Origin of the sequence: Streptococcus mitis (assembly GCF_000722755.1) — a bacterium.
Lineage (GTDB): Bacteria > Bacillota > Bacilli > Lactobacillales > Streptococcaceae > Streptococcus > Streptococcus mitis_CM.
Window position 1 is genome coordinate 572,649 of the sequence record NZ_JPFY01000013.1, and the last position, 20,345, is coordinate 592,993.

Consider the following 20,345-nt stretch of genomic DNA (forward strand, 5'->3'; position numbering starts at 1 on the left):
ATGAATCATGTTGATATGGGAGTATTTCATACTGTTTTGGGATAAATATTGTTAGACTGTAACTTTTATGTTGCAGTTTTTCAATTTATACATGGTATAATTAAAATAATAAAAGATTGAGGATTTTTTATGAGTAAAGAAGCAGTATTTCAAAATGTAGAATCACTACAACAAGTTGTAAACATAATTAATGAAGCAGCGGCAGCTCTTAATGATAAAACACGTACAATAAGAGAGAGTCCAATTCCAGAAGTGTTAGCTGGTGCATTGGGGCAGGTATTGGTGGGATAGGTTCATTCGCAGCTCTTTATGGTTTAGGTACTGTAGGGTTATCAGCGGCTGGCATTACTTCAGGTCTTGCAGCTATTGGTGGTGTCGTTGGAGGTGGTATGGTAGCTGGAGTGTTTGTAATGGCTGCTCCAGTCGTTGTATTAGCCGGAGGCGGTATATTATTAGCTTCTAATCTAAAAAATAAACAACTTAAACAGGAAAAAGAACGGTTATATAAAGAAGCATTGCAAAAACATGAAGCTATTATACAAGCTCTGAAAACTGAGGCAGATGCTGATAAGGAACGCCTAGATTATTTACAGAGTTTAAATATCCTCCTAACTCAAGCAATTAAAGATTTGAAAAACGATATAGGGGACTAATAATGAGTAAATTCATTTATTCTGATGAAGAACAAAAATTCAATAATATTTTAACTCATCAAACCAAAGAGTTAGATTTAATAAACAGACCCGATATGTCTATTGCAGAAGAACGTATAGAGGAAAGTGAAAAATTATTGAGAGAGCTAGGCTATACTCTGACTGATTTACCAATAATAGATACCGAAACTAAAAAACAAACTATCGTTGTACCTAAATGGGAAGACTTAGTAATAAAAGCGGAGTGCGAAGTTGGTTCAATGAATGAACTAGATGCACTTTTCACAAATGAAGAATTGGAACTTAATCAGACAGTTATTCAATCATTACAGGATGATTTTAACGACATTCATAAACTTGATAAAATTGATATATCGATTTGTGCAGGAGCTGGTATATTAGCAGCGATTGTTGATATTCTTTTAATTGGAATACCTGAGAAAACTCCGAATGGTTTAAAAGGTGGCCCTTTATCTAATTATGTAAGAGACTGGTTTAATCAACGATTTCCTGAAGAAGAAATGGAAAAGTTGGCAAATTCAAAGGTCAGTAAAGTCCCTTTTGATGCTCAAGATAATCGTCATACTAAAGTAAATGTTAATGGACTATCTGCATATTATCATAGATTGTTATCTCTTGGACATGATCCACTTCTTGGTTTAGTAATTGGTGTATGTGATATTCTAAATGGTAAGATGACTACTATTGATAAAACTGGGAAAATAGTATCTCAATTTATGGATAATTACACAGATAGAAAAGAAAGTGATATTTTTGCAGCAATAGCAAAACAGATAATTCATTTTAAATCTGATATTACGACATCAATGGGATTACCTGCACCATTGATGGGATTATTTAATTTGCTTCAGTTTGGAAAAATTGGTGACGAGGATCAAACAATAGCAGAAATAGTACAAGGAATGTATTACGAAGGCTATGATTTCATTTATTTTAGTAGTATGGCTATTTCCACAATGATTATTGAAGTTATAATCAGAATTGGATACGCCCTTAAGAAAATCAACGAAGGACATTCAATAAAAATTCTATTCCTTTTTCGTTAGATAGAGAGAAACACCCCAAATTACATACGATGCTATTTATTGGACATTTTATAGCCGCATCTGCTAATGCAGGGAAAATCTACTTTACAAAAAATCCTATGATAATAAATTACGCACAATGGATTACTTTTGCAAAATATTCATATTCTCAGTTAAAGTGGGTGCTTATTGAGAAATCCGAATTGAGAGCTTCATATGTTTCGGATAAGATTTATAAGGAAACTCAAGAGGTTTATGAAAAAGTAAATCTTACCTTTAATAACTTCAGTAATGATAGGTTAGTTATATTTGATTAAATTAATAAACTTAGATAAAAGGAAAACAATGAAAAAAAGTCTATACAATCTATTGTCAATGATTCCAATATATGGAACATTTTTAAAATTTTCAAGTAAAGGTGAAATGAGGTTATGTAGCCCACTGTATCAAGATTTTTTAGATGAAGGAATTAATCCAAATGATATATTCTTACTTCTTGAAAAAAAATATCCTGGTGAGGTAGTTACAAGAGATCGTTTCTACGAAGGTTATAGAGAAATTCTGGAATCTTTGAACAAAGAATAATAAGGAAAAGATTTTCTGTTATAGATATAATATTAGTGAAGTTGTAGAATTCATACTAGAATGGCGGTGTTTTGTGTTAGATGCTCAAGTATTAGATGTAAGACCCTATACAGGTTAGTTATCATGGACATTTTGATGAAAGTCTAATTGATGAAGCAAAATCATGTTGGAAAGATGCGCCTATAGCTTATGGACTATCTGCTTTAAACTAAATCAATTCTCATAAAACTAGTTTGATTTAGATAATAAAAAACATTGATCATTCGATTATTTAACTAAAAAAGAAAGTAAGGCTTAATATGGAAAATAAAATGAAAAAGAATGTGGAAAAAGTATTTGAAGGATATATTGAAAAAATCTTCGGAAAAGATTGTTTGAAAGACATTGAACCATTATATAAAAAAGTAATAGAAAATAGAGATAATAATGTAAAATGTGGTACATATGGTGATGATCCAGCAACAATTGAACTTATATTGTATCTCAGACATAAAATGAGAGAAAATAAATTAATATCTTCCGAACCAATTTCAAACTATTTAAAAGCGAAACCAATAACGAAGAAAGATTATGAAAAACTACTTGAAAATTTCCTTGAAAATGACGGTAAAGATAGAAGTTGGTTAACAGAGGAATATAAGAAGCGTTTTCCTTGCTCTTATGAGTCAGAGCCAGAATCTCACAAAAAACCTTATACGGACGATGGATGGAATTATTTTGAATATCTGAACCAGAACAATCAGAATTATAATTATGATATTGAATGGTTTTATGTTGGAAAAAATGAAGTAGGTCATATATACTACAATGAGTTGGATCATTATTTAACTTATTTGTTAGGTTCTATTAGACTTAATAAAGAAAATGATAGGATACAAAAAGGAAAAAATATTAAAGAAGATCTTAAGAAGATTGATTAAAGCTTATCTGTAAGCCTATATGTCTTTATTTATAAAAAAGTAAACACATAAGTTAAATTTATAATCTTATGGAAAATCTGGTTTAAATTTTTTGATATTTTCTTCCTAATAATGAAACTAAAACTCCATTATTTAGCAATGACAACCTAAATTGACTTTACGGAGGTGTTTTTTTGATAAAAAGCAGACCTGAGTTTGAAAAAATTGCATCCTTTGATGAGTTCAATAAATACTATTGGTATCGTGATGAACTTTCACAGATATGCAAGTCATTAGGACTTGAATATAGAGGGACAAAACAGGAACTAAATGATATTATTGAGCAGTACTTTAAGGGGAAGTTGATTAAAAAATCATCAATAAAAAGGAAAAAGAAACGAGTAGAAGTCGTTACATTAAATACGCCCTTACTTGAATGTGGATTCTCTTTTAACACTCACTTTAGAGAATATTTCTCAACTTTAACAGATGTTTCACCCTTTAAATTTACTGCTGATATGGCTACAGCTTGGAGAAAAGTAAAAAGAGAACATGATTTGAGTTTTACAATCCAAGATATGCTAAAAGTTTATTATGGAAATTCAGATTATGCCAAGTATGATCATTCGGTTTGTCAATGGAACCAATTTTTAAAGGACTTCTATGCAGATGAAAATAGTCGTAACTACTCAAACAAGTTAAAAGTAGCTTCTATTCTTTGGAAAGAAGTTAGAAATTCAAAAAATGAAAAAATTTATTCAAAGAATCTTTTGACTGAATATGCTGATAGAATAAACGAGTATGGGAAGTAGAAATATCAGTCTAAACCAAGAGTTCACAAGGAGGAATACCATGCTTGGAGCAATTATTGGAGATATTGTTGGTTCTGTTTACGAGTGGAACAATATCAAAACAAAGGACTTTCCTTTATTTCGGAAAGACTGCTTTTTCACAGATGATACGGTTATGACCTGTGCTGTCGCTGAAGCAATCATGAATGGGGGACAAAAAGACGACTTCATTGACGCGATGAAGAAATATGGCAGAATGTATCAGAATGCTGATTACGGTGCTCGGTTTAATGCATGGCTAAACAGCGATAACCGTGAGCCTTATAATAGTTTTGGGAATGGATCAGCTATGCGTGTTTCTCCCTGCGCTTGGGTCATGGACTGTGGTTTTTATGCAAGATCTGGTATGTAGCCATCATCTAGAAGACTTGCGAGTCTTTCTGCAGAGGTAACTCATAACCATCCAGAAGGTATCAAAGGTGCCATGGCTACAGCCGATGCTATTTTTCTATGTCGTTTTTACTTTGGAGGTTATTGTAGAGAATACGAGCAACCAATTAATGACAATCCTACCGAATGTAAAAGACGGATTAAGGATTATATAGAGAAGACATACGGCTACAATCTATCTCAAACTTTAGATGAAATCCGTCCTAACTATCGTTTTAACGAAACATGTCAGGAAACTGTCCCTCCAGCCATTATCGCCTTTCTTGAAAGTAGAGACTTCGAAGATGCAATAAGGAATGCCATTTCCCTTGGTGGCGACAGTGATACTCTCGCTGCAATTACTGGCAGCATAGCCGAGGCAGCTTATGGTATTCCTGATTGGATAAAGGATAAGGCCTATTCTTACTTGGATGACTATTTAAATGATGTAGCTATGCGATGGGAAAATAAAATAAAAGAGTTTTAATCTCTAGTACTTCATATTTCTCTTTTCCGTATTTTCATTATATAATAGGATTACATTTACTTGCATACGACGAAATGTAAACATTTCTATTTAAAATTAAGGAGAAATTAATGAAAAAGGCAATGTTAATTATCAACCCTACTTCTGGTGGCGAGAAGGCTTTGGATTACAAAGAAAAGCTGGAGAATAAAGCAAAAGAATACTTTGAGCAAGTGGAAACCAAAATTACAGAAAAAGCGCTGGATGCAACACATTTTGCTGAGGAAGCTTCACGTGAGCAGTACGATGCAGTGGTTGTTTTTGGTGGAGACGGGACTGTCAATGAAGTCATTTCGGGTATTGCTGAGAGAGACTACATTCCTAAGTTAGGGATTATCCCAGGTGGGACGGGTAACCTCATTACGAAACTGTTGGAAATCAATCAAGACATTGATGGCGCGATTGATGAACTGGATTTCAACTTAACCAATAAGATTGATATCGGTAAAGCGAATGACAATTATTTTGGCTATATCTTTAGTATCGGTTCTCTTCCTGAAGCGATTCACAATGTTGAAATCGAGGACAAGACAAAATTCGGTATTTTAGCCTATGCTGTAAATACCATGAAGTCCGTCATGACGGATCAGGTCTTTAACATTAAGGTTGAGACAGAAAATGGAAATTATGTTGGTGAAGCTAGCCATGTTTTGGTTCTCTTGACAAATTACTTCGCTGATAAGAAAATCTTTGAAGAAAACAAAGACGGCTATGCCAATATTTTGATTCTGAAAGATGCGTCTCTATTCTCCAAATTATCCGTTATTCCTGATTTACTAAAAGGAGATGTTGTCTCAAATGATAATATCGAGTATATCAGAGCGCGTAATATTAAAATCTCTTCTGATAGTGAATTGGAGTCAGATGTTGACGGCGATAAATCGGATAACCTACCTGTGGAAATTAAAGTCCTAGCTCAGCGAGTAGAAGTATTTTCAAAACCGAAAGAGTAAAAGATAAAAATTAGTTTATTATTCACAACGAAATTAAGTTCTATATCAACGATTGGAGGAGGAATGTATTCTCTATTTGATGAATTTCGAACAATTTGTTCTCATTTAAACCAAGTCGGAATCACTCCGACGCTCATGGGGTCTTTGGGGTTTGAATACCGATCAAATGAAGAATGGGGGCCGTCTGACATTGACATTCATGTGCCTGGTGACCCTAGAGGTTGGGAAGCACCTGATCATCTCAGAATTTATGAGTGGGACAAGATAATGAAAGTGATGAAACACTTAGGCTACGCCTTAATAGATATTCATGAGCATGAATTCCAAAAAGATGGTCTGAGTGTTGAATTCGGAAGTATCGATTCTTTATCTGATTTTGCAGGAGTTTCGGAATCGGATATAGAGCCGATTCATCTCGAAAACATCACTTTTCGCGTTCCAAGTTTGGAACAGTTTTTAAGTATTTACAAGGCTTCTTCTCAAGATTCTTATCGAAATGAGCACAATAACAATAAGGATTTTAAAAAAATTGAGTGGCTGGAAAGATATTTGTAAATCATCATTTGAAAAGTAGCAAGTTGTAAGACTGGCTGCTTTTTTATTTATAGAACCAAACCACTAGAATCTACGGACAAGCCTTGAAAATAAAATACGAAAGTAGTATACTAGAATTACAATTATGAAAACGTTTGCGTCGTAAATGCAACCAAGTAAATCAGGAGACAAATTGATGGAATTAAGCGCTATTTACCATAGGCCTGAGTCGGAGTTTGCCTATCTTTATAAGGATAAGAAACTCCATATTCGGATTCGAACTAAGAAAGGGGATATTGAAAGCATCAACTTGCATTATGGTGATCCTTTTATCTTTATGGAGGAGTTTTATCAGGATACAAAGGAAATGTCCAAGATAACTTCTGATACCACCTTTGATTATTGGCAGGTTGAAGTGTCCGTTGACTTTGCACGTATCCAGTATCTCTTTGAAGTCACGGATACAGAAGGCCAGAGCATTTTGTATGGCGATAAAGGGTGTGTTGAAAATTCTTTAGAAAATCTTCGTGCTATTGGGAATGGATTTAAGTTGCCTTATCTTCATGAGATTGATGCCTGCAAGATTTCTGACTGGGTTTCAAATACAGTATGGTATCAGATATTTCCTGAGAGATTTGCCAATGGAAATGCTCGATTAAACCCAGAAGGGACTTTAGACTGGGATTCATCTATCACACCTAATAGTGATGATTTCTTTGGTGGTGATTTACAGGGGATTATTGACCATCTAGATTACTTGCAAGACTTGGGCATTACTGGGCTTTATCTCTGTCCTATATTTGAATCTACGAGCAATCATAAATACAATACGACAGATTACTTTGAAATTGACCGTCATTTTGGAGACAAGGAGACCTTTCAGGAGCTGGTCGAGCAAGCGCATCAGCGTGGCATGAAAATCATGCTGGATGCTGTATTTAACCATATTGGTTCGCAATCTCCTCAATGGCAAGATGTTGTCAAGAATGGTGAACAGTCTGCTTATAAGGATTGGTTCCATATTCAACAATTCCCAGTGACGACTGAAAAGCTAGCCAATAAGAGAGACTTACCCTATCATGCTTTTGGTTTCGAGGACTATATGCCTAAGCTAAATACAGCCAATCCAGAGGTCAAGAATTATCTTTTAAAGGTTGCGACTTATTGGATTGAAGAGTTTGATATCGATGCTTGGCGTTTGGATGTGGCTAATGAGATTGACCATCAGTTTTGGAGGGATTTTCGCAAGGCAGTTTTAGCTAAAAGGCCTGATCTTTATATTTTAGGAGAAGTCTGGCATACGTCTCAGCCTTGGCTAAATGGAGATGAGTTCCACGCGGTCATGAATTATCCTTTATCTGATAGCATCAAGGACTATTTCTTACGAGGAGTTAAGAAGACAGACCAGTTCATCGATGAAATCAATGGCCAATCTATGTATTACAAGCAGCAGATTTCAGAAGTTATGTTTAATCTCTTGGATTCGCATGATACAGAACGAATCTTGTGGACGGCCAATGAAGACGCTCAACTGGTTAAATCAGCCCTATCCTTTCTCTTTTTACAAAAGGGAACCCCCTGCATCTATTACGGAACCGAGCTAGCTTTGACTGGCGGTCCAGACCCAGATTGTCGACGTTGTATGCCTTGGGAACTCATATCAAGTGACCATGATATGTTAAACTTCGTGAAGAAGCTGATTAAAATTCGCAAACACGCGTCAGAAATCATTTCGCATGGCAAGTATAGTCTCCAAGAAATCAAAACTGATCTAGTAGCTCTGGAATGGAAATACGAAGGACAGGTCCTTAAAGCGATCTTTAACCAATCAAAAGATGATTATCTTTTAGAGAAAGAAACAGTTGCACTAGCAAGCAATTGCCAAGAATTGGAAAATCAGCTTGTGATCTCTCCAAATGGATTCGTGCTCTATCGAGAAAAGTCTCGGGATTAGTTTGGTGTCTGAATAAGAGGGATTCTTATGTCAAAAGTAGTTAAGGATAACTGATTTGAAGTGAAATAGCTCCAGTTTTAAGTGATTTACTAATTTAAAAATATCTCATGCCCAAGATGTATCTGATAATTTAGACTTCAATTCAGTTATTACTTTTTCTATTTTATTAATATTACTAGTGCTTCTAATAGTATTTTTTTTCATATTCAGAATATCTAGATATAATTCTTTGTTGTTTATTGAATCTTTTATACTCAGTAAGTCGTTTACTGAATATCGGTTGATAAAATTCTTATCAAGATTATCATTTATAGAATGTTGGTTAATGTATTTTATTAGTAAATTTTTGTTATTTTTTCTTTTATCGGAATTTCTATTAAGTGTCTTTTTTGGTATTTGAATCAGAGATTTCATCTTTTCATTTTCTAGAGTTTCGATATTAATTTTACTTGAAAATGAATCTTTGTAGTTTTCGAGTAGTTTTTTAAATGATATTACGGAAATAGAAGATTTATTCAGTTGTTCAGTGATAAAATCTTTATTTAAAGTATTAAATATTTCTTTATAATGTTTTCTAGAAATCTCACTTTGAACATTAGTTAGTTCTTCCCATAAAATGATAGGGTTGAAAAGATTAAACGGGATTTTTTTATCCTTATGATTCATGTAGGTTCGGATTATAGATCTGAAAGAATTAATATTAGAGGTAATGTACAAGTTATCTGATTCATGTGGGGGAATTTCGAATTTGCTGAAAATATTAGAATCTATATCATTTAATAATTTTATTATAGTATTTTTGGCATCATGAGTGTTTAGTTTATCATAAATATTTTCATAGTTATCGATTTGTTTATCTTCAAAAATGGATAAAATAGCTAATAAAGTTGAAGAATTTAATGAAATCTTTTCCTTCTCCCACAAAGTCTTGTAAAATTTTTTTCGCTCCGATCTAACTTTTTGGAAATCAGAGGGATCAAATATTATTATTGGTATTTTATTATTTATTTTTTTACTAATTAAATCTAATAATTGCTCTTCTAGAGACTGTTTATCTGCTTCCTTGGAAATATTCTGTATTTTTTCAAGAAGAGTATTAACACTGACGTCTAAATTAAGAGTATTAACACTGACGTCTAAATTGAAATTAAAAACTAAATTTATTTTTTTATCTAAAATTAATAGTAGTAATTTTACATCATCATTTATTTTTTTGCTTATTTGATTCTCTGAAATATAGCTCTTAATTTTGGTGAAGAGATGATCTTCTTGTGGATTTATCAATTTATTATAAAGTATTCTAGATATGCTATTTATATTTAGTGTAATTTTTTTGGGGCCATTTACATCTTGAAGGAAGATTATTTTTTTAAAGTAATTTTCTATACCATTAATAATATTTTCATTGTTATCAGCAAATGCTTTATTAAAATAATCATAAATTGCTTCATTAAAAAAATTATCAACAGAAAAGTGATGATCAGATAATTTTAAGAATATTTCATGAATTTTATCCTGTTTAAGAACTTTTATTTTTTTAATTTCTCACTATCCTTTAATAATACAGACATAAAAAAATTTTTTTCCTCTCCACGAAGACCATTTGGGGATTGTCTAACTAAGTAATCTGTATATGTTTCATTAATAAGATTATTTTTTATCAAAAATTTTGCAATCTCACTCATCGTTATCCTCCAATGAATTTTTTATTTGAGTGTACAAGTCTCCTTTTGATTTAACTAGGTCATTAAAATCACGGGAGTTTAGTGTTTTATAGACTATTAGTGCAAGTAGTTGTTTGTAATCTATTTTGTCATTATTATTATAATAAATTTCTTTGTAAATTTTAAATTCATTTACTATATTTTTAAGAACTCTAAGGTCATCAATAAATATGGAAATTTGATATAAAAAAGTCTCGAAATCATTTTTATCCTTAATTTCTGGGTCATCTAGCAACCTTGATTTTAGATAATCAAATGAATTTGTATTGTTTATAATAGGGATGATTGGAATAATTACATCAAAAAATTTTGTTTTCTCTGTTGCAGAAATATTTTCACTGTTATTTGTAGGATCAACATTTTTTTCAGAAAACACTTCATCACTTATTACATAGAAAAACATCAATTTCTTATCGTTTGCAGAATTCCTTCTTTGGTTAACCATCAAGTTAATTTCTCTTAATTTTTCGAATATTGAATGGTCGTTAAATCTATCTAGGTCTTCAAAAATTACAAAATCTGCATCAGATTCATCAAAAAGATAAACAACATCAGATAGAAAATTATCAAAATATGAGACTGTAGAAAAGTCTCTATTTTCCATGTTTACGTTAATTCCCATAGTATTTATTGTCAGTTTTGACCAATTTCCTTTATATATTATTTTTGATAAAAGGCAATATAAGATAATCATAACTATGACAGATATAAAGATGAGAATGTAATCAATAGATTCAAGATTAGGCGGGAAATTTTTGATGCTATATGTAATTTTTTCAGTTATAACTGGTAATAAAAATTTAAAATAAAGGATTAAACAAATAATTGATAATGAATAAAAGAAAATTTTATAATTTTTGATATTTTTTTTAGCCAAAAAGTTTGCTTTTGGTATTTTATCTTGTTCTATTTGATTTACTAATTGGTTGACAATTTTCATCTCTAAAATGTTATCTGTTTGACTATTTATTGCCTTATCATCTTGGGAAGTAGGAATAGTATTTCCTGCTAAACTATCAAAATGTGCTAATGAGATATAAATACTTGTTTTACTCTTTAATTCATTAAAATAACTATGAATTATTGAGCTTTTTCCAGTTCCATATCCTCCAGTTATCCCAACATTTTTTATAAGCTTATCTTGAATTACACTATTCAATACATCTTTATAAACTTTATAGTAATTTGTTTCAAATTCATCAGAAGCAATTTGAGTGTAGTCTATTGGAGCTAGACTTTCAAGTTCTACACTCGAATTGGGAAAAATATTCTCGTTAGGAGATTTATTTTTATGAAATAGAGAAACTAATCTTTTGAGTAAATGAATTTCCATTTATGTTATCCTTAACTAATATTCTTATAGTTAATTATATCATACAACAAGTTGCTAAAGACACCTAAATTAAAATTTACAATAATTATTTTAAGTTAAAGATAATCAATAGCTTAACTATTATAATTATTCTATAAATAGTATATAATTAGGTGAAAAATGGATATTAAATCCATAAGTTCCTGAAATATGAAGATGACAATAGATTGTCGAACTAGTTTCGTTGAGAATTGTGTTTGTTTAATAAAATTAATTTATAGTCCTGAAATAATGTTAATATTAAATCAGTTTCAATTCAAACTTGATTTTTTCTGTTTTCTATTATTTCTTGATATAATAAAAAAGGGATTTTTAAAAATGAAGATAACAAAAATTCAAAAAAGGAAATAGCGTTGATACCTTTTTAATCTTGTAAATGATTATAATACCATTGTCGGCTCAACTGGCTTATCAGGAGATTTCACTTCCTTTACTCACACCGAATACGATGTTGAGAACATTAGCAACCTTTGGAATCAAAAGAAGGGCGATTTCGTTGGTACAAACTGTCGTATCAATAGTTATTGTCTTTTGAAAAATTCAGTCACCATTCCAAAACTTGAAAAAAATGACCAATTGCTTTTCCTAGATAACGATGCGATTGATAAGGGAAAGGTCTTTGATTCACAAGATAAGGAAGAATTTGATATTCTATTTTCGAGAGTTCCAACTGAAGCAACTACAGATGTCAAGGTCCACGCTGAAAAGATGGAAACATTCTTCTCCCAGTTTCAATTTAACGATAAAGCTCGAATGCTATCTGTAGTCTTACACGACAATCTGGATGGTGAGTATCTGTTTGTAGGCCACGTTGGGGTCTTAGTGCCTGCTAATGATGGTTTCTTATTTGTAGAGAAATTGACTTTCGAAGAGCCCTACCAAGCGATTAAATTTGCCAGCAAGGAAGATTGCTACAAGTATTTAGGCACCAAATATGCGGATTACACAGGTGACGGACTGGCTAAGCCTTTCATCATGGATAATGATAAGTGGGTTAAGCTTTAATAGTGGTAAGATATGACAGTAATCCTAGGACATTTATATTTTTGATGAGTTAATCATTAATACCAGGAACCACGAAAAATGAAACATTTATTGGTTATATCCAAAGATACGATATTGATGGGGAAGGATATCAATCAGAAGTATGGGAAGTGACTGAGTAGGAAGATTCATAATTAAAAATCAGAGTCTTCTTATTAGTATTCCACATATTTCAAAACAGTCCATTTGTAGTTTTATATGGATTGGTATATAATTTAACATAGAGAAAATAGGAGGATTTATCGAATGGAATTAAAAGATTTTACAGAAAAAGAACAGGAAATGATTAAGAAGGGACTTACGACGTCTAAGATTAGTGACAAGGAAACTGCTGAAAAAATTCTTGCACTAGTCCCACAAGACTTGATTAAGCGAATTCCGTTTTTCGTCAGAAAACATGCAACAACACGTACTATTAAACGAATTTCTATTGAACACTCTGAGCTCTACGCAGCAGCTCAAACTAGTGGTGAAATTCCTGAAAAAGAAAGAAAAGAATTGCGCCAGATTATCACGACTATCTTTGAACAAAAGATGAATAAGCATAGTATTCGTTAAATAAAAATCTGAGAACTAGAGCCTTCTAGTTCTTTTTATATTCGCTTTCACATTATATAACTTATACAAATCTATATAAAATATTATTTTTCCGAACAAAAATAGATATTTTTTCAAAAAAGTACTTTACAGAGTGTTGGAAGTATGATATAGTAATAAAGCTTAGAAAATGAGATGATGTTTTCTAGCAAATATAAACCCGAGTAAAAAATGCCTACGGACAGGCAGGGTTGAATGCCGAAGCGTGGTTGAAAAACCACATTATTGATAGGGTTAAAAGCCTACTTTTATAAGTTGATGTTAGGACACTTGTCCTAATTCATAAATTTTTAGTGTGGTGAAAGCACACGTCATCTTGTGAAACGATCAATAAAGTACGTAATATTTGCTACTAGAGAGTTTGGAAACATCGGGAACAGACATACTCAACAGAAACAAACATAAAAACGTCAGAAGATTGCAGAGCAGGTGAAAACCTGCTCTTTTTTCATGAGTCAACCTTTAGTCGTCTTCGTCTTCTTGAAGCGCTAAAAATACAGTAAAGGAGTATGTCTTGAAAGAGTTAGATCAAAACCAAGCCCCAATTTATGAGGCCTTGGTGAAGTTACGCAAGAAAAGGATTGTTCCCTTTGATGTTCCAGGTCACAAGCGTGGACGAGGAAATCCAGAACTTGTCGAACTCTTAGGAGAAAAATGTGTTGGAATTGATGTCAATTCGATGAAACCCTTGGATAATTTAGGGCATCCTATTTCGATTATTCGAGATGCAGAGGAGTTGGCGGCGGATGCTTTTGGAGCTAGCCATGCTTTTCTGATGATAGGAGGAACAACCTCATCGGTGCAGACTATGATTCTTTCTACCTGCAAGGCTGGAGATAAGATTATTCTGCCACGTAATGTCCATAAATCTGCTATTAATGCGTTGGTTCTATGTGGTGCTATTCCCATCTATATCGAGATGAGTGTGGATCCTAAGATTGGTATCGCTTTAGGTCTTGAAAATGACCGAGTAGCCCAGGCCATAAAGGACCATCCAGATGCTAAGGCCATTTTGATTAACAATCCTACTTACTACGGCATCTGTTCAGACCTAAAGGGATTGACAAAAATGGTTCATGAAGCTGGCATGCTGGTTTTAGTAGATGAAGCCCATGGAGCGCATTTGCATTTCACTGATAAACTTCCAATTTCTGCTATGGAAGCAGGAGCTGATATGGCAGCAGTTTCCATGCATAAGTCTGGTGGGAGTTTGACCCAAAGTTCGCTTCTTTTAATCGGGGAGCAGATGAATCCTGAATACGTACGTCAGATTATCAATCTTACCCAGTCAACATCCGCCTCTTACTTATTGATGGCTAGTTTGGATATTTCACGTCGCAACTTGGCCCTACGCGGTAAAGAATCCTTTGAGAAGGTCATTAAGCTATCCGAGTATGCTCGTCGTGAAATCAATGCTATCGGTGGCTACTATGCTTACTCAAAAGAGTTAATAGACGGTGTTTCGGTTTGTGATTTTGATGTGACCAAGCTGTCAGTTTACACTCAGGGTATTGGCTTAACAGGTATCGAGGTTTATGACCTCTTACGAGACGAATACGACATTCAGATTGAGTTTGGTGATATTGGCAATATCTTGGCCTATATTTCGATTGGTGACCGTATCCAAGACATTGAACGATTAGTTGGTGCTTTAGCAGATATCAAGAGACTATACTCACGAGACGGGAAGGACTTGATAGCTGGAGAATATATTCAGCCCGAGTTAGTGCTGTCTCCACAAGAAGCCTTCTATTTAGAGAGAAAAAGTTTGTCTTTAGACGAATCTGTTGGACAAGTTTGTGGGGAATTTGTCATGTGCTATCCTCCAGGAATCCCTATCTTGGCTCCTGGTGAACGCATTACACGAGAAATTGTCGATTATATCCAATTTGCCAAGGAACGTGGTTGCTCCCTCCAAGGGACGGAAGATCCTGAGGTCAATCACATCAACGTCATTAAGAGAAAGGAGAACTAGATGGATTTATGGTTTTCTGAAGTTCATACTCCAGATGTCAAATTGTCCCTGAGAACAGCCAAGCAACTCTACGCTGGTAAAAGTGAATGGCAGGATATCGAAGTCTTGAATACGCCAGCTTTTGGAAAGATTTTGATTTTAAATGGGCACGTCTTGTTCTCAGATGCGGATGATTTTGTCTACAATGAAATGACCGTCCACGTTCCCATGGCTGTCCACCCAAATCCCAAGAAAGTCTTGGTAATAGGGGGTGGTGACGGTGGTGTTGCCCAAGTATTAACACTCTATCCTGAACTGGAGCAAATCGATATCGTGGAACCAGATGAGATGTTGGTTGAAGTCTGTCGTGAGTATTTCCCAGATTTTGCTGCAGGGTTAGATGATCCTCGTGTTACCATTTACTATCAAAATGGGCTACGCTTTTTGCGAAACTGCGAAGATGATTACGATATCATTATCAACGATGCGACAGATCCATTTGGACATACGGAAGGGCTCTTTACCAAGGAATTTTACGGAAATAGTTACAGAGCCTTGAAAGAGGACGGTATCATGATATACCAGCATGGTAGTCCTTTCTTTGACGAAGATGAGTCGGCTTGCCGAAGCATGCACCGTAAGGTTAATCAAGCCTTTCCAATTAGTCGGGTCTACCAAGCCCACATCCCAACCAGTCCAGCTGGCTATTGGTTGTTTGGATTTGCGTCAAAAAAATACCATCCTGTCAAAGATTTTGATAAGGAAGGCTGGAAAAAACGCCAGCTTTTCACAGAATACTACACTGCAAACTTACACGTTGGAGCCTTTATGTTGCCCAAGTATGTTGAGGATATTTTAGAAGAAGAGGAAGGAAAAAAATGAGTCGTTTATTAGTTATCGGATGTGGGGGCGTTGCCCAAGTTGCTATTTCAAAGATTTGCCAAGATAGCGAAACCTTTACAGAAATTATGATTGCTAGCCGTACCAAGTCAAAATGTGATGACTTGAAAGCTAAACTGGAAGGCAAAACAAGTACAAAGATTGAGACAGCAGCTCTTGATGCTGACAAGGTTGAAGAAGTGATTGCCCTGATTGAAAGCTATAAGCCAGAAGCTGTTTTAAATGTAGCCCTTCCTTATCAAGACTTGACCATCATGGACGCTTGTTTGGCTACAGGTGTTCACTATATCGATACAGCCAACTACGAAGCAGAAGACACAGAAGACCCTGAGTGGCGTGCTATCTACGAAAAACGCTGCAAGGAACTTGGTTTTACAGCTTACTTTGACTACTCATGGCAGTGGGCTTATCAGGAGAAATTCAAGGAAGCTGGTTTAACTGCCCTACTTGGTTCTGGTTTTGACCCAGGTGTGACTAGTGTCTTTTCAGCCTATGCTCTCAAACACTATTTTGATGAAATCCACTATATCGATATTTTAGACTGTAATGGTGGGGACCACGGTTATCCATTTGCAACCAACTTCAATCCAGAAATCAACCTACGAGAGGTTTCAGCTCCAGGTTCTTACTGGGAAGATGGTAAGTGGGTTGAGGTTGAGGCTATGTCAATCAAGCGTGAGTATGATTTCCCTCAAGTTGGACAAAAAGATATGTATCTCCTCCACCATGAAGAAATCGAATCACTGGCTAAGAACATTCCAGGTGTTAAACGCATTCGCTTCTTTATGACTTTTGGTCAATCTTACTTGACTCATATGAAATGTCTTGAAAATGTTGGACTCCTTCGTACAGATGCCATTAACTTCAATGGCCAAGAAATTGTTCCAATCCAATTCTTAAAAGCCTTGCTTCCAGATCCAGCCAGCCTTGGACCACGTACAGTTGGTAAAACCAATATTGGATGTATCTTTACAGGTGTCAAGGATGGTGTTGAAAAGACCATCTACATCTACAATGTTTGTGACCATCAGGAATGTTACGCAGAAGTTGGTTCGCAAGCCATTTCTTACACGACTGGAGTTCCAGCCATGATAGGTACAAAATTAGTCATGAACGGTACTTGGAAACAACCAGGAGTTTACAACCTTGAAGAATTGGATCCAGATCCATTCATGGAAGCTCTGAACCAATATGGTTTGCCTTGGGTTGTGGTTGAAAATCCACAAATGGTGGACTAATGAAGTTAGAACAAGTACCAACACCAGCTTATGTTATTAACTTAGACAAGTTAGAAGCCAATTGCCGTATTCTACAATATGTACAAGAAAAAGCAGGTTGCAAGGTTTTGCTTGCACAGAAGGCTTATTCCCTCTATAAAACCTATCCCTTGATTAGCCAGTATCTATCAGGTACGACAGCCAGTGGACTCTATGAAGCTAAACTAGCTAGGGAAGAATTTCCAGGAGAAGTCCATGTATTTGCGCCTGCTTTCAAGAATGCAGACTTGGAGGAATTACTGGAGATAACAGACCATATCGTCTTTAACTCAGAGAGCCAATTGCGTAAACATGGGCCTCGTTGTCGAGATGCTGGTATAAGTGTGGGCTTGCGCATCAATCCTCAGTGTTCAACACAGGGTGACCATGCGCTCTATGACCCTTGTGCACCTGGTTCTCGTTTTGGCGTGACACTAGATAAAATTCCTAGTGATTTGTTGGATTTGGTGGATGGACTTCATTTTCATACCCTTTGCGAGCAAGGTTCAGATGATTTAGAGACAACTTTGAAAGCAGTAGAAGCCCAGTTTGGTTCTTATTTGCATGAAGTAAAATGGCTCAACATGGGTGGAGGACACCACATCACAAGAGAAGACTATGATGTGGATTTGCTGATTTCTGAGATTAAGCGAATCCGAGAAACTTACAATCTTGAAGTTTATATCGAGCCGGGTGAAGCCATTGCTCTTAATGCTGGCTATTTGGCAACAGAGGTTTTGGATATTGTCGAAAATGGTATGGAAATCTTGATTTTAGACGCCTCTGCGACCTGCCATATGCCTGATGTACTTGAGATGCCTTATCGACCACCATTGAGAGCTGGCTATGAAGCACAAGAAAAAGCCCATACCTACAGACTTTCTTCTAATACCTGCCTTACGGGCGATGTGATTGGTGATTATAGCTTTGAAAATCCAGTCCAAATCGGAGACAGACTTTATTTTGAAGACATGGCCATTTATTCCTTTGTCAAAAACAATACCTTCAACGGTATTGGCCTCCCAAGCCTTTATATTATGGATGAAAATGGAGATTGTGACTTGGTCAAGGCTTTTGGTTATCAAGACTTTAAGGGGAGATTATCATGATGAACAGTCCCAAAAAATTAGGCTATCGTATGCCAGCAGAGTACGAACCACACCATGGTACCCTCATGATATGGCCGACACGACCAGGTTCATGGCCCTTTCAAGGTAAGGCAGCTAAAAAGGCTTTTAGCCAGATTATCAAAACCATAGCAGAAGGGGAAACAGTCTATCTCTTGGTGGAGCAAGACTATCTATCTGAAGCCCAAGACTACCTTGGAGATAGCGTTGTTTATTTAGACATTCCTACCAATGATGCCTGGGCGCGTGATACAGGTCCGACTATTCTCCTTAATGATAAAGGCCAGAAATTAGCCGTGAATTGGTCTTTCAATGCCTGGGGAGGAACCTATGATGGTCTGTATCAAGATTATGAAGCAGATGACCAAGTAGCCACTCGTTTTGCTGAGGCCTTGGAAATACCTGTTTACGATGCCAAGCCTTTTGTACTGGAAGGAGGAGCAATCCATAGCGATGGACAAGGAACGATTCTCGTGACTGAAAGTTGCTTGCTTAGTCCTGGTCGCAATCCTAACCTGACTAAAGAGGAAATCGAGAATACCTTATTAGACAGCCTTGGAGCTGAAAAAGTTATCTGGCTGCCTTATGGTATTTATCAGGACGAAACCAATGAACACGTTGACAATGTTGCTGCCTTTGTTGGTCCTGCTGAGCTTGTTTTGGCTTGGACAGATGATCAAAACGATCCCCAGTATGCTATGTCAAAAGCAGATCTCGAACTCTTAGAGCAAGAAACAGATGCAAAAGGTCGTCACTTCACCATTCATAAATTGCCTATACCTGCAGTTCGACAAGTTGTGACAGAAGAAGATCTTCCTGGTTATTCCTACGAAGAAGGAGAAGAAGAGCGATACGCAGGTGAAAGGCTTGCTGCTTCCTATGTCAATTTCTATATTGCCAACAAGTCTGTTTTAGTGCCACAGTTTCAGGATAAAAACGACCAAGTAGCCTTAGATATCCTCAGTAAGTGTTTCCCAGACCGTAAAGTTATCGGAATACCAGCCAGAGATATTCTCTTAGGTGGTGGAAATATTCACTGTATCACCCAACAAATCCCAGAATAGGAGAAAAAGATGAGAAATGTAAAAGTTTCAGCCATTCAGATGCAATGTGCCAAGGATGTGGAAACAAATATTCAAACAGCAGAGCGTTTAGTACGTCAGGCTGCAGAACAAGGCGCACAAATTATTCTTTTACCCGAATTGTTTGAACGTCCATACTTTTGTCAGGAACGTCAGTATGACTACTACCAGCATGCTCAATCTGTAGCAGAAAATACTGCCATTCAGCATTTTAAGGTGATTGCTAAGGAACTAGAAGTTGTTTTACCGATCAGTTTCTATGAAAAAGACGGCAATGTCTTGTATAACTCTATTGCTGTCATTGATGCAGATGGGGAAGTGCTGGGCGTTTATCGGAAAACCCACATACCAGATGACCATTATTATCAAGAAAAATTTTATTTCACACCTGGTAATACAGGTTTCAAGGTCTGGGATACTCGCTATGCCAAGATTGGGATCGGTATCTGTTGGGATCAATGGTTCCCTGAAACAGCGCGCTGTCTTGCATTGAATGGGGCTGAATTGCTCTTTTATCCTACAGCCATCGGTTCAGAGCCGATTTTAGATACGGATAGTTGTGGTCATTGGCAACGTACCATGCAAGGACACGCAGCAGCTAATATTGTTCCAGTCATTGCAGCCAATCGCTATGGCTTTGAAGAAGTCACTTCAAGTGAGGAAAATGGCGGACAGAGTTCCAGTCTTGACTTCTACGGTTCCTCCTTTATGACGGATGAAACAGGAGCTATTCTAGAACGAGCTGAAAGACAAGAAGAAGCTGTTCTGTTAGCAACTTATGACCTAGATAAGGGAGTAAGCGAACGCCTAAACTGGGGCTTGTTTCGAGATAGAAGACCCGAAATGTATCAACGCATTACGGACTAGTAGGGGAGAAATGAGAGATTCCTTCTGCTAGACTCGTTTTCACTAGCAACTA

Annotated in this window: 19 protein-coding genes and 3 pseudogenes; 19 read left to right on the top strand and 3 right to left on the bottom strand. The window is 35.6% G+C overall.

The features are described 5' to 3' along the window. The first annotated feature begins 129 nt into the window (after positions 1–129). The 11 genes and pseudogenes from SK578_RS11255 to SK578_RS06065 all read left to right on the top strand — a co-directional run bounded on the left by SK578_RS11255 (position 130) and on the right by SK578_RS06065 (position 8,370). On the top strand, positions 130–291 hold the full coding sequence (locus tag SK578_RS11255; protein ID WP_235228645.1) for a hypothetical protein: 162 nt from the start codon (positions 130–132) through the stop codon (positions 289–291). A 98-nt stretch (positions 292–389) separates the two neighbouring features. Beyond that, a complete protein-coding gene (locus SK578_RS11260) occupies positions 390–653 on the top strand; it encodes a hypothetical protein (RefSeq protein WP_235228648.1) in 264 nt (87 codons plus the stop codon). Positions 654–655: 2 nt separating this feature from the next. Beyond that, the gene (locus tag SK578_RS06030) at positions 656–1,720 is read left to right on the top strand and encodes a hypothetical protein (RefSeq protein WP_235228649.1); all 1,065 of its coding nucleotides are present in this window, start codon (positions 656–658) and stop codon (positions 1,718–1,720) included. A gap of 324 nt (positions 1,721–2,044) precedes the next feature. Beyond that, positions 2,045–2,284, top strand: coding sequence for a hypothetical protein (locus SK578_RS06035; protein WP_042751170.1), 240 nt, complete (start codon positions 2,045–2,047; stop codon positions 2,282–2,284). Positions 2,285–2,297: 13 nt separating this feature from the next. Further along, positions 2,298–2,481: pseudogene (locus tag SK578_RS10625) on the top strand (ATP-grasp domain-containing protein); the annotation flags it as partial. Between the two features lie 102 nt (positions 2,482–2,583). Next, on the top strand, positions 2,584–3,204 hold the full coding sequence (locus SK578_RS06040; RefSeq protein ID WP_042751171.1) for a hypothetical protein: 621 nt from the start codon (positions 2,584–2,586) through the stop codon (positions 3,202–3,204). Positions 3,205–3,377: 173 nt separating this feature from the next. Then, positions 3,378–3,995, top strand: coding sequence for an SAP domain-containing protein (locus SK578_RS06045; RefSeq protein ID WP_042751172.1), 618 nt, complete (start codon positions 3,378–3,380; stop codon positions 3,993–3,995). 40 nt (positions 3,996–4,035) lie between these two features. Continuing rightward, a pseudogene (locus SK578_RS06050) lies at positions 4,036–4,890 on the top strand (ADP-ribosylglycohydrolase family protein). A 110-nt stretch (positions 4,891–5,000) separates the two neighbouring features. Next, a complete protein-coding gene (locus tag SK578_RS06055) occupies positions 5,001–5,882 on the top strand; it encodes a diacylglycerol/lipid kinase family protein (RefSeq protein ID WP_042751173.1) in 882 nt (293 codons plus the stop codon). Positions 5,883–5,945: 63 nt separating this feature from the next. Then, on the top strand, positions 5,946–6,437 hold the full coding sequence (locus SK578_RS06060) for a phosphoribosylanthranilate isomerase (protein WP_042751174.1): 492 nt from the start codon (positions 5,946–5,948) through the stop codon (positions 6,435–6,437). 175 nt (positions 6,438–6,612) lie between these two features. After that, positions 6,613–8,370, top strand: coding sequence for a glycoside hydrolase family 13 protein (locus SK578_RS06065; protein ID WP_042751175.1), 1,758 nt, complete (start codon positions 6,613–6,615; stop codon positions 8,368–8,370). Between the two features lie 105 nt (positions 8,371–8,475). On the opposite strand, the gene SK578_RS06070 is transcribed toward SK578_RS06065, so the two are convergent. The 3 genes from SK578_RS06070 to SK578_RS06075 all read right to left on the bottom strand — a co-directional run bounded on the left by SK578_RS06070 (position 8,476) and on the right by SK578_RS06075 (position 11,427). Next, on the bottom strand, positions 8,476–9,654 hold the full coding sequence (locus SK578_RS06070) for a hypothetical protein (RefSeq protein ID WP_042751176.1): 1,179 nt from the start codon (positions 9,652–9,654) through the stop codon (positions 8,476–8,478). A 245-nt stretch (positions 9,655–9,899) separates the two neighbouring features. Next, complete coding sequence (locus SK578_RS10950) at positions 9,900–10,055, bottom strand: hypothetical protein (RefSeq protein WP_161683538.1); 156 nt, start codon at positions 10,053–10,055, stop codon at positions 9,900–9,902. After that, a complete protein-coding gene (locus tag SK578_RS06075) occupies positions 10,048–11,427 on the bottom strand; it encodes a YobI family P-loop NTPase (protein WP_042751177.1) in 1,380 nt (459 codons plus the stop codon). Before SK578_RS06075 ends, SK578_RS10950 begins: the two co-directional genes overlap by 8 nt. Before the next feature lie 402 nt (positions 11,428–11,829). On the opposite strand from SK578_RS06075, the pseudogene SK578_RS06085 reads away from it, so the two are divergent. The 8 genes and pseudogenes from SK578_RS06085 to aguB form a co-directional block, all read left to right on the top strand. Further along, positions 11,830–12,471: pseudogene (locus tag SK578_RS06085) on the top strand (DUF4300 family protein); the annotation flags it as partial. Between the two features lie 285 nt (positions 12,472–12,756). Continuing rightward, entirely contained in the window at positions 12,757–13,068 is a 312-nt protein-coding gene (locus SK578_RS06090) for a hypothetical protein (protein ID WP_042751179.1), read from the top strand. A 553-nt stretch (positions 13,069–13,621) separates the two neighbouring features. Further along, positions 13,622–15,082, top strand: a complete 1,461-nt coding sequence (locus tag SK578_RS06095) for an aminotransferase class I/II-fold pyridoxal phosphate-dependent enzyme (RefSeq protein WP_042751180.1) — start codon at positions 13,622–13,624, stop codon at positions 15,080–15,082. Next, positions 15,083–15,943, top strand: a complete 861-nt coding sequence (speE, locus tag SK578_RS06100) for a polyamine aminopropyltransferase (RefSeq protein WP_042751181.1) — start codon at positions 15,083–15,085, stop codon at positions 15,941–15,943. Beyond that, positions 15,940–17,199, top strand: a complete 1,260-nt coding sequence (locus SK578_RS06105) for a saccharopine dehydrogenase family protein (protein ID WP_042751182.1) — start codon at positions 15,940–15,942, stop codon at positions 17,197–17,199. The genes speE and SK578_RS06105 overlap by 4 nt, the downstream gene beginning before the upstream one ends. Next, entirely contained in the window at positions 17,199–18,326 is a 1,128-nt protein-coding gene (nspC, locus tag SK578_RS06110; RefSeq protein WP_000764391.1) for a carboxynorspermidine decarboxylase, read from the top strand. The genes SK578_RS06105 and nspC overlap by 1 nt, the downstream gene beginning before the upstream one ends. Continuing rightward, positions 18,323–19,408, top strand: a complete 1,086-nt coding sequence (gene aguA, locus SK578_RS06115) for an agmatine deiminase (RefSeq protein WP_000982061.1) — start codon at positions 18,323–18,325, stop codon at positions 19,406–19,408. Before nspC ends, aguA begins: the two co-directional genes overlap by 4 nt. Before the next feature lie 9 nt (positions 19,409–19,417). Further along, positions 19,418–20,293, top strand: a complete 876-nt coding sequence (gene aguB, locus SK578_RS06120; protein WP_042751183.1) for an N-carbamoylputrescine amidase — start codon at positions 19,418–19,420, stop codon at positions 20,291–20,293. Positions 20,294–20,345 lie beyond the last annotated feature (52 nt).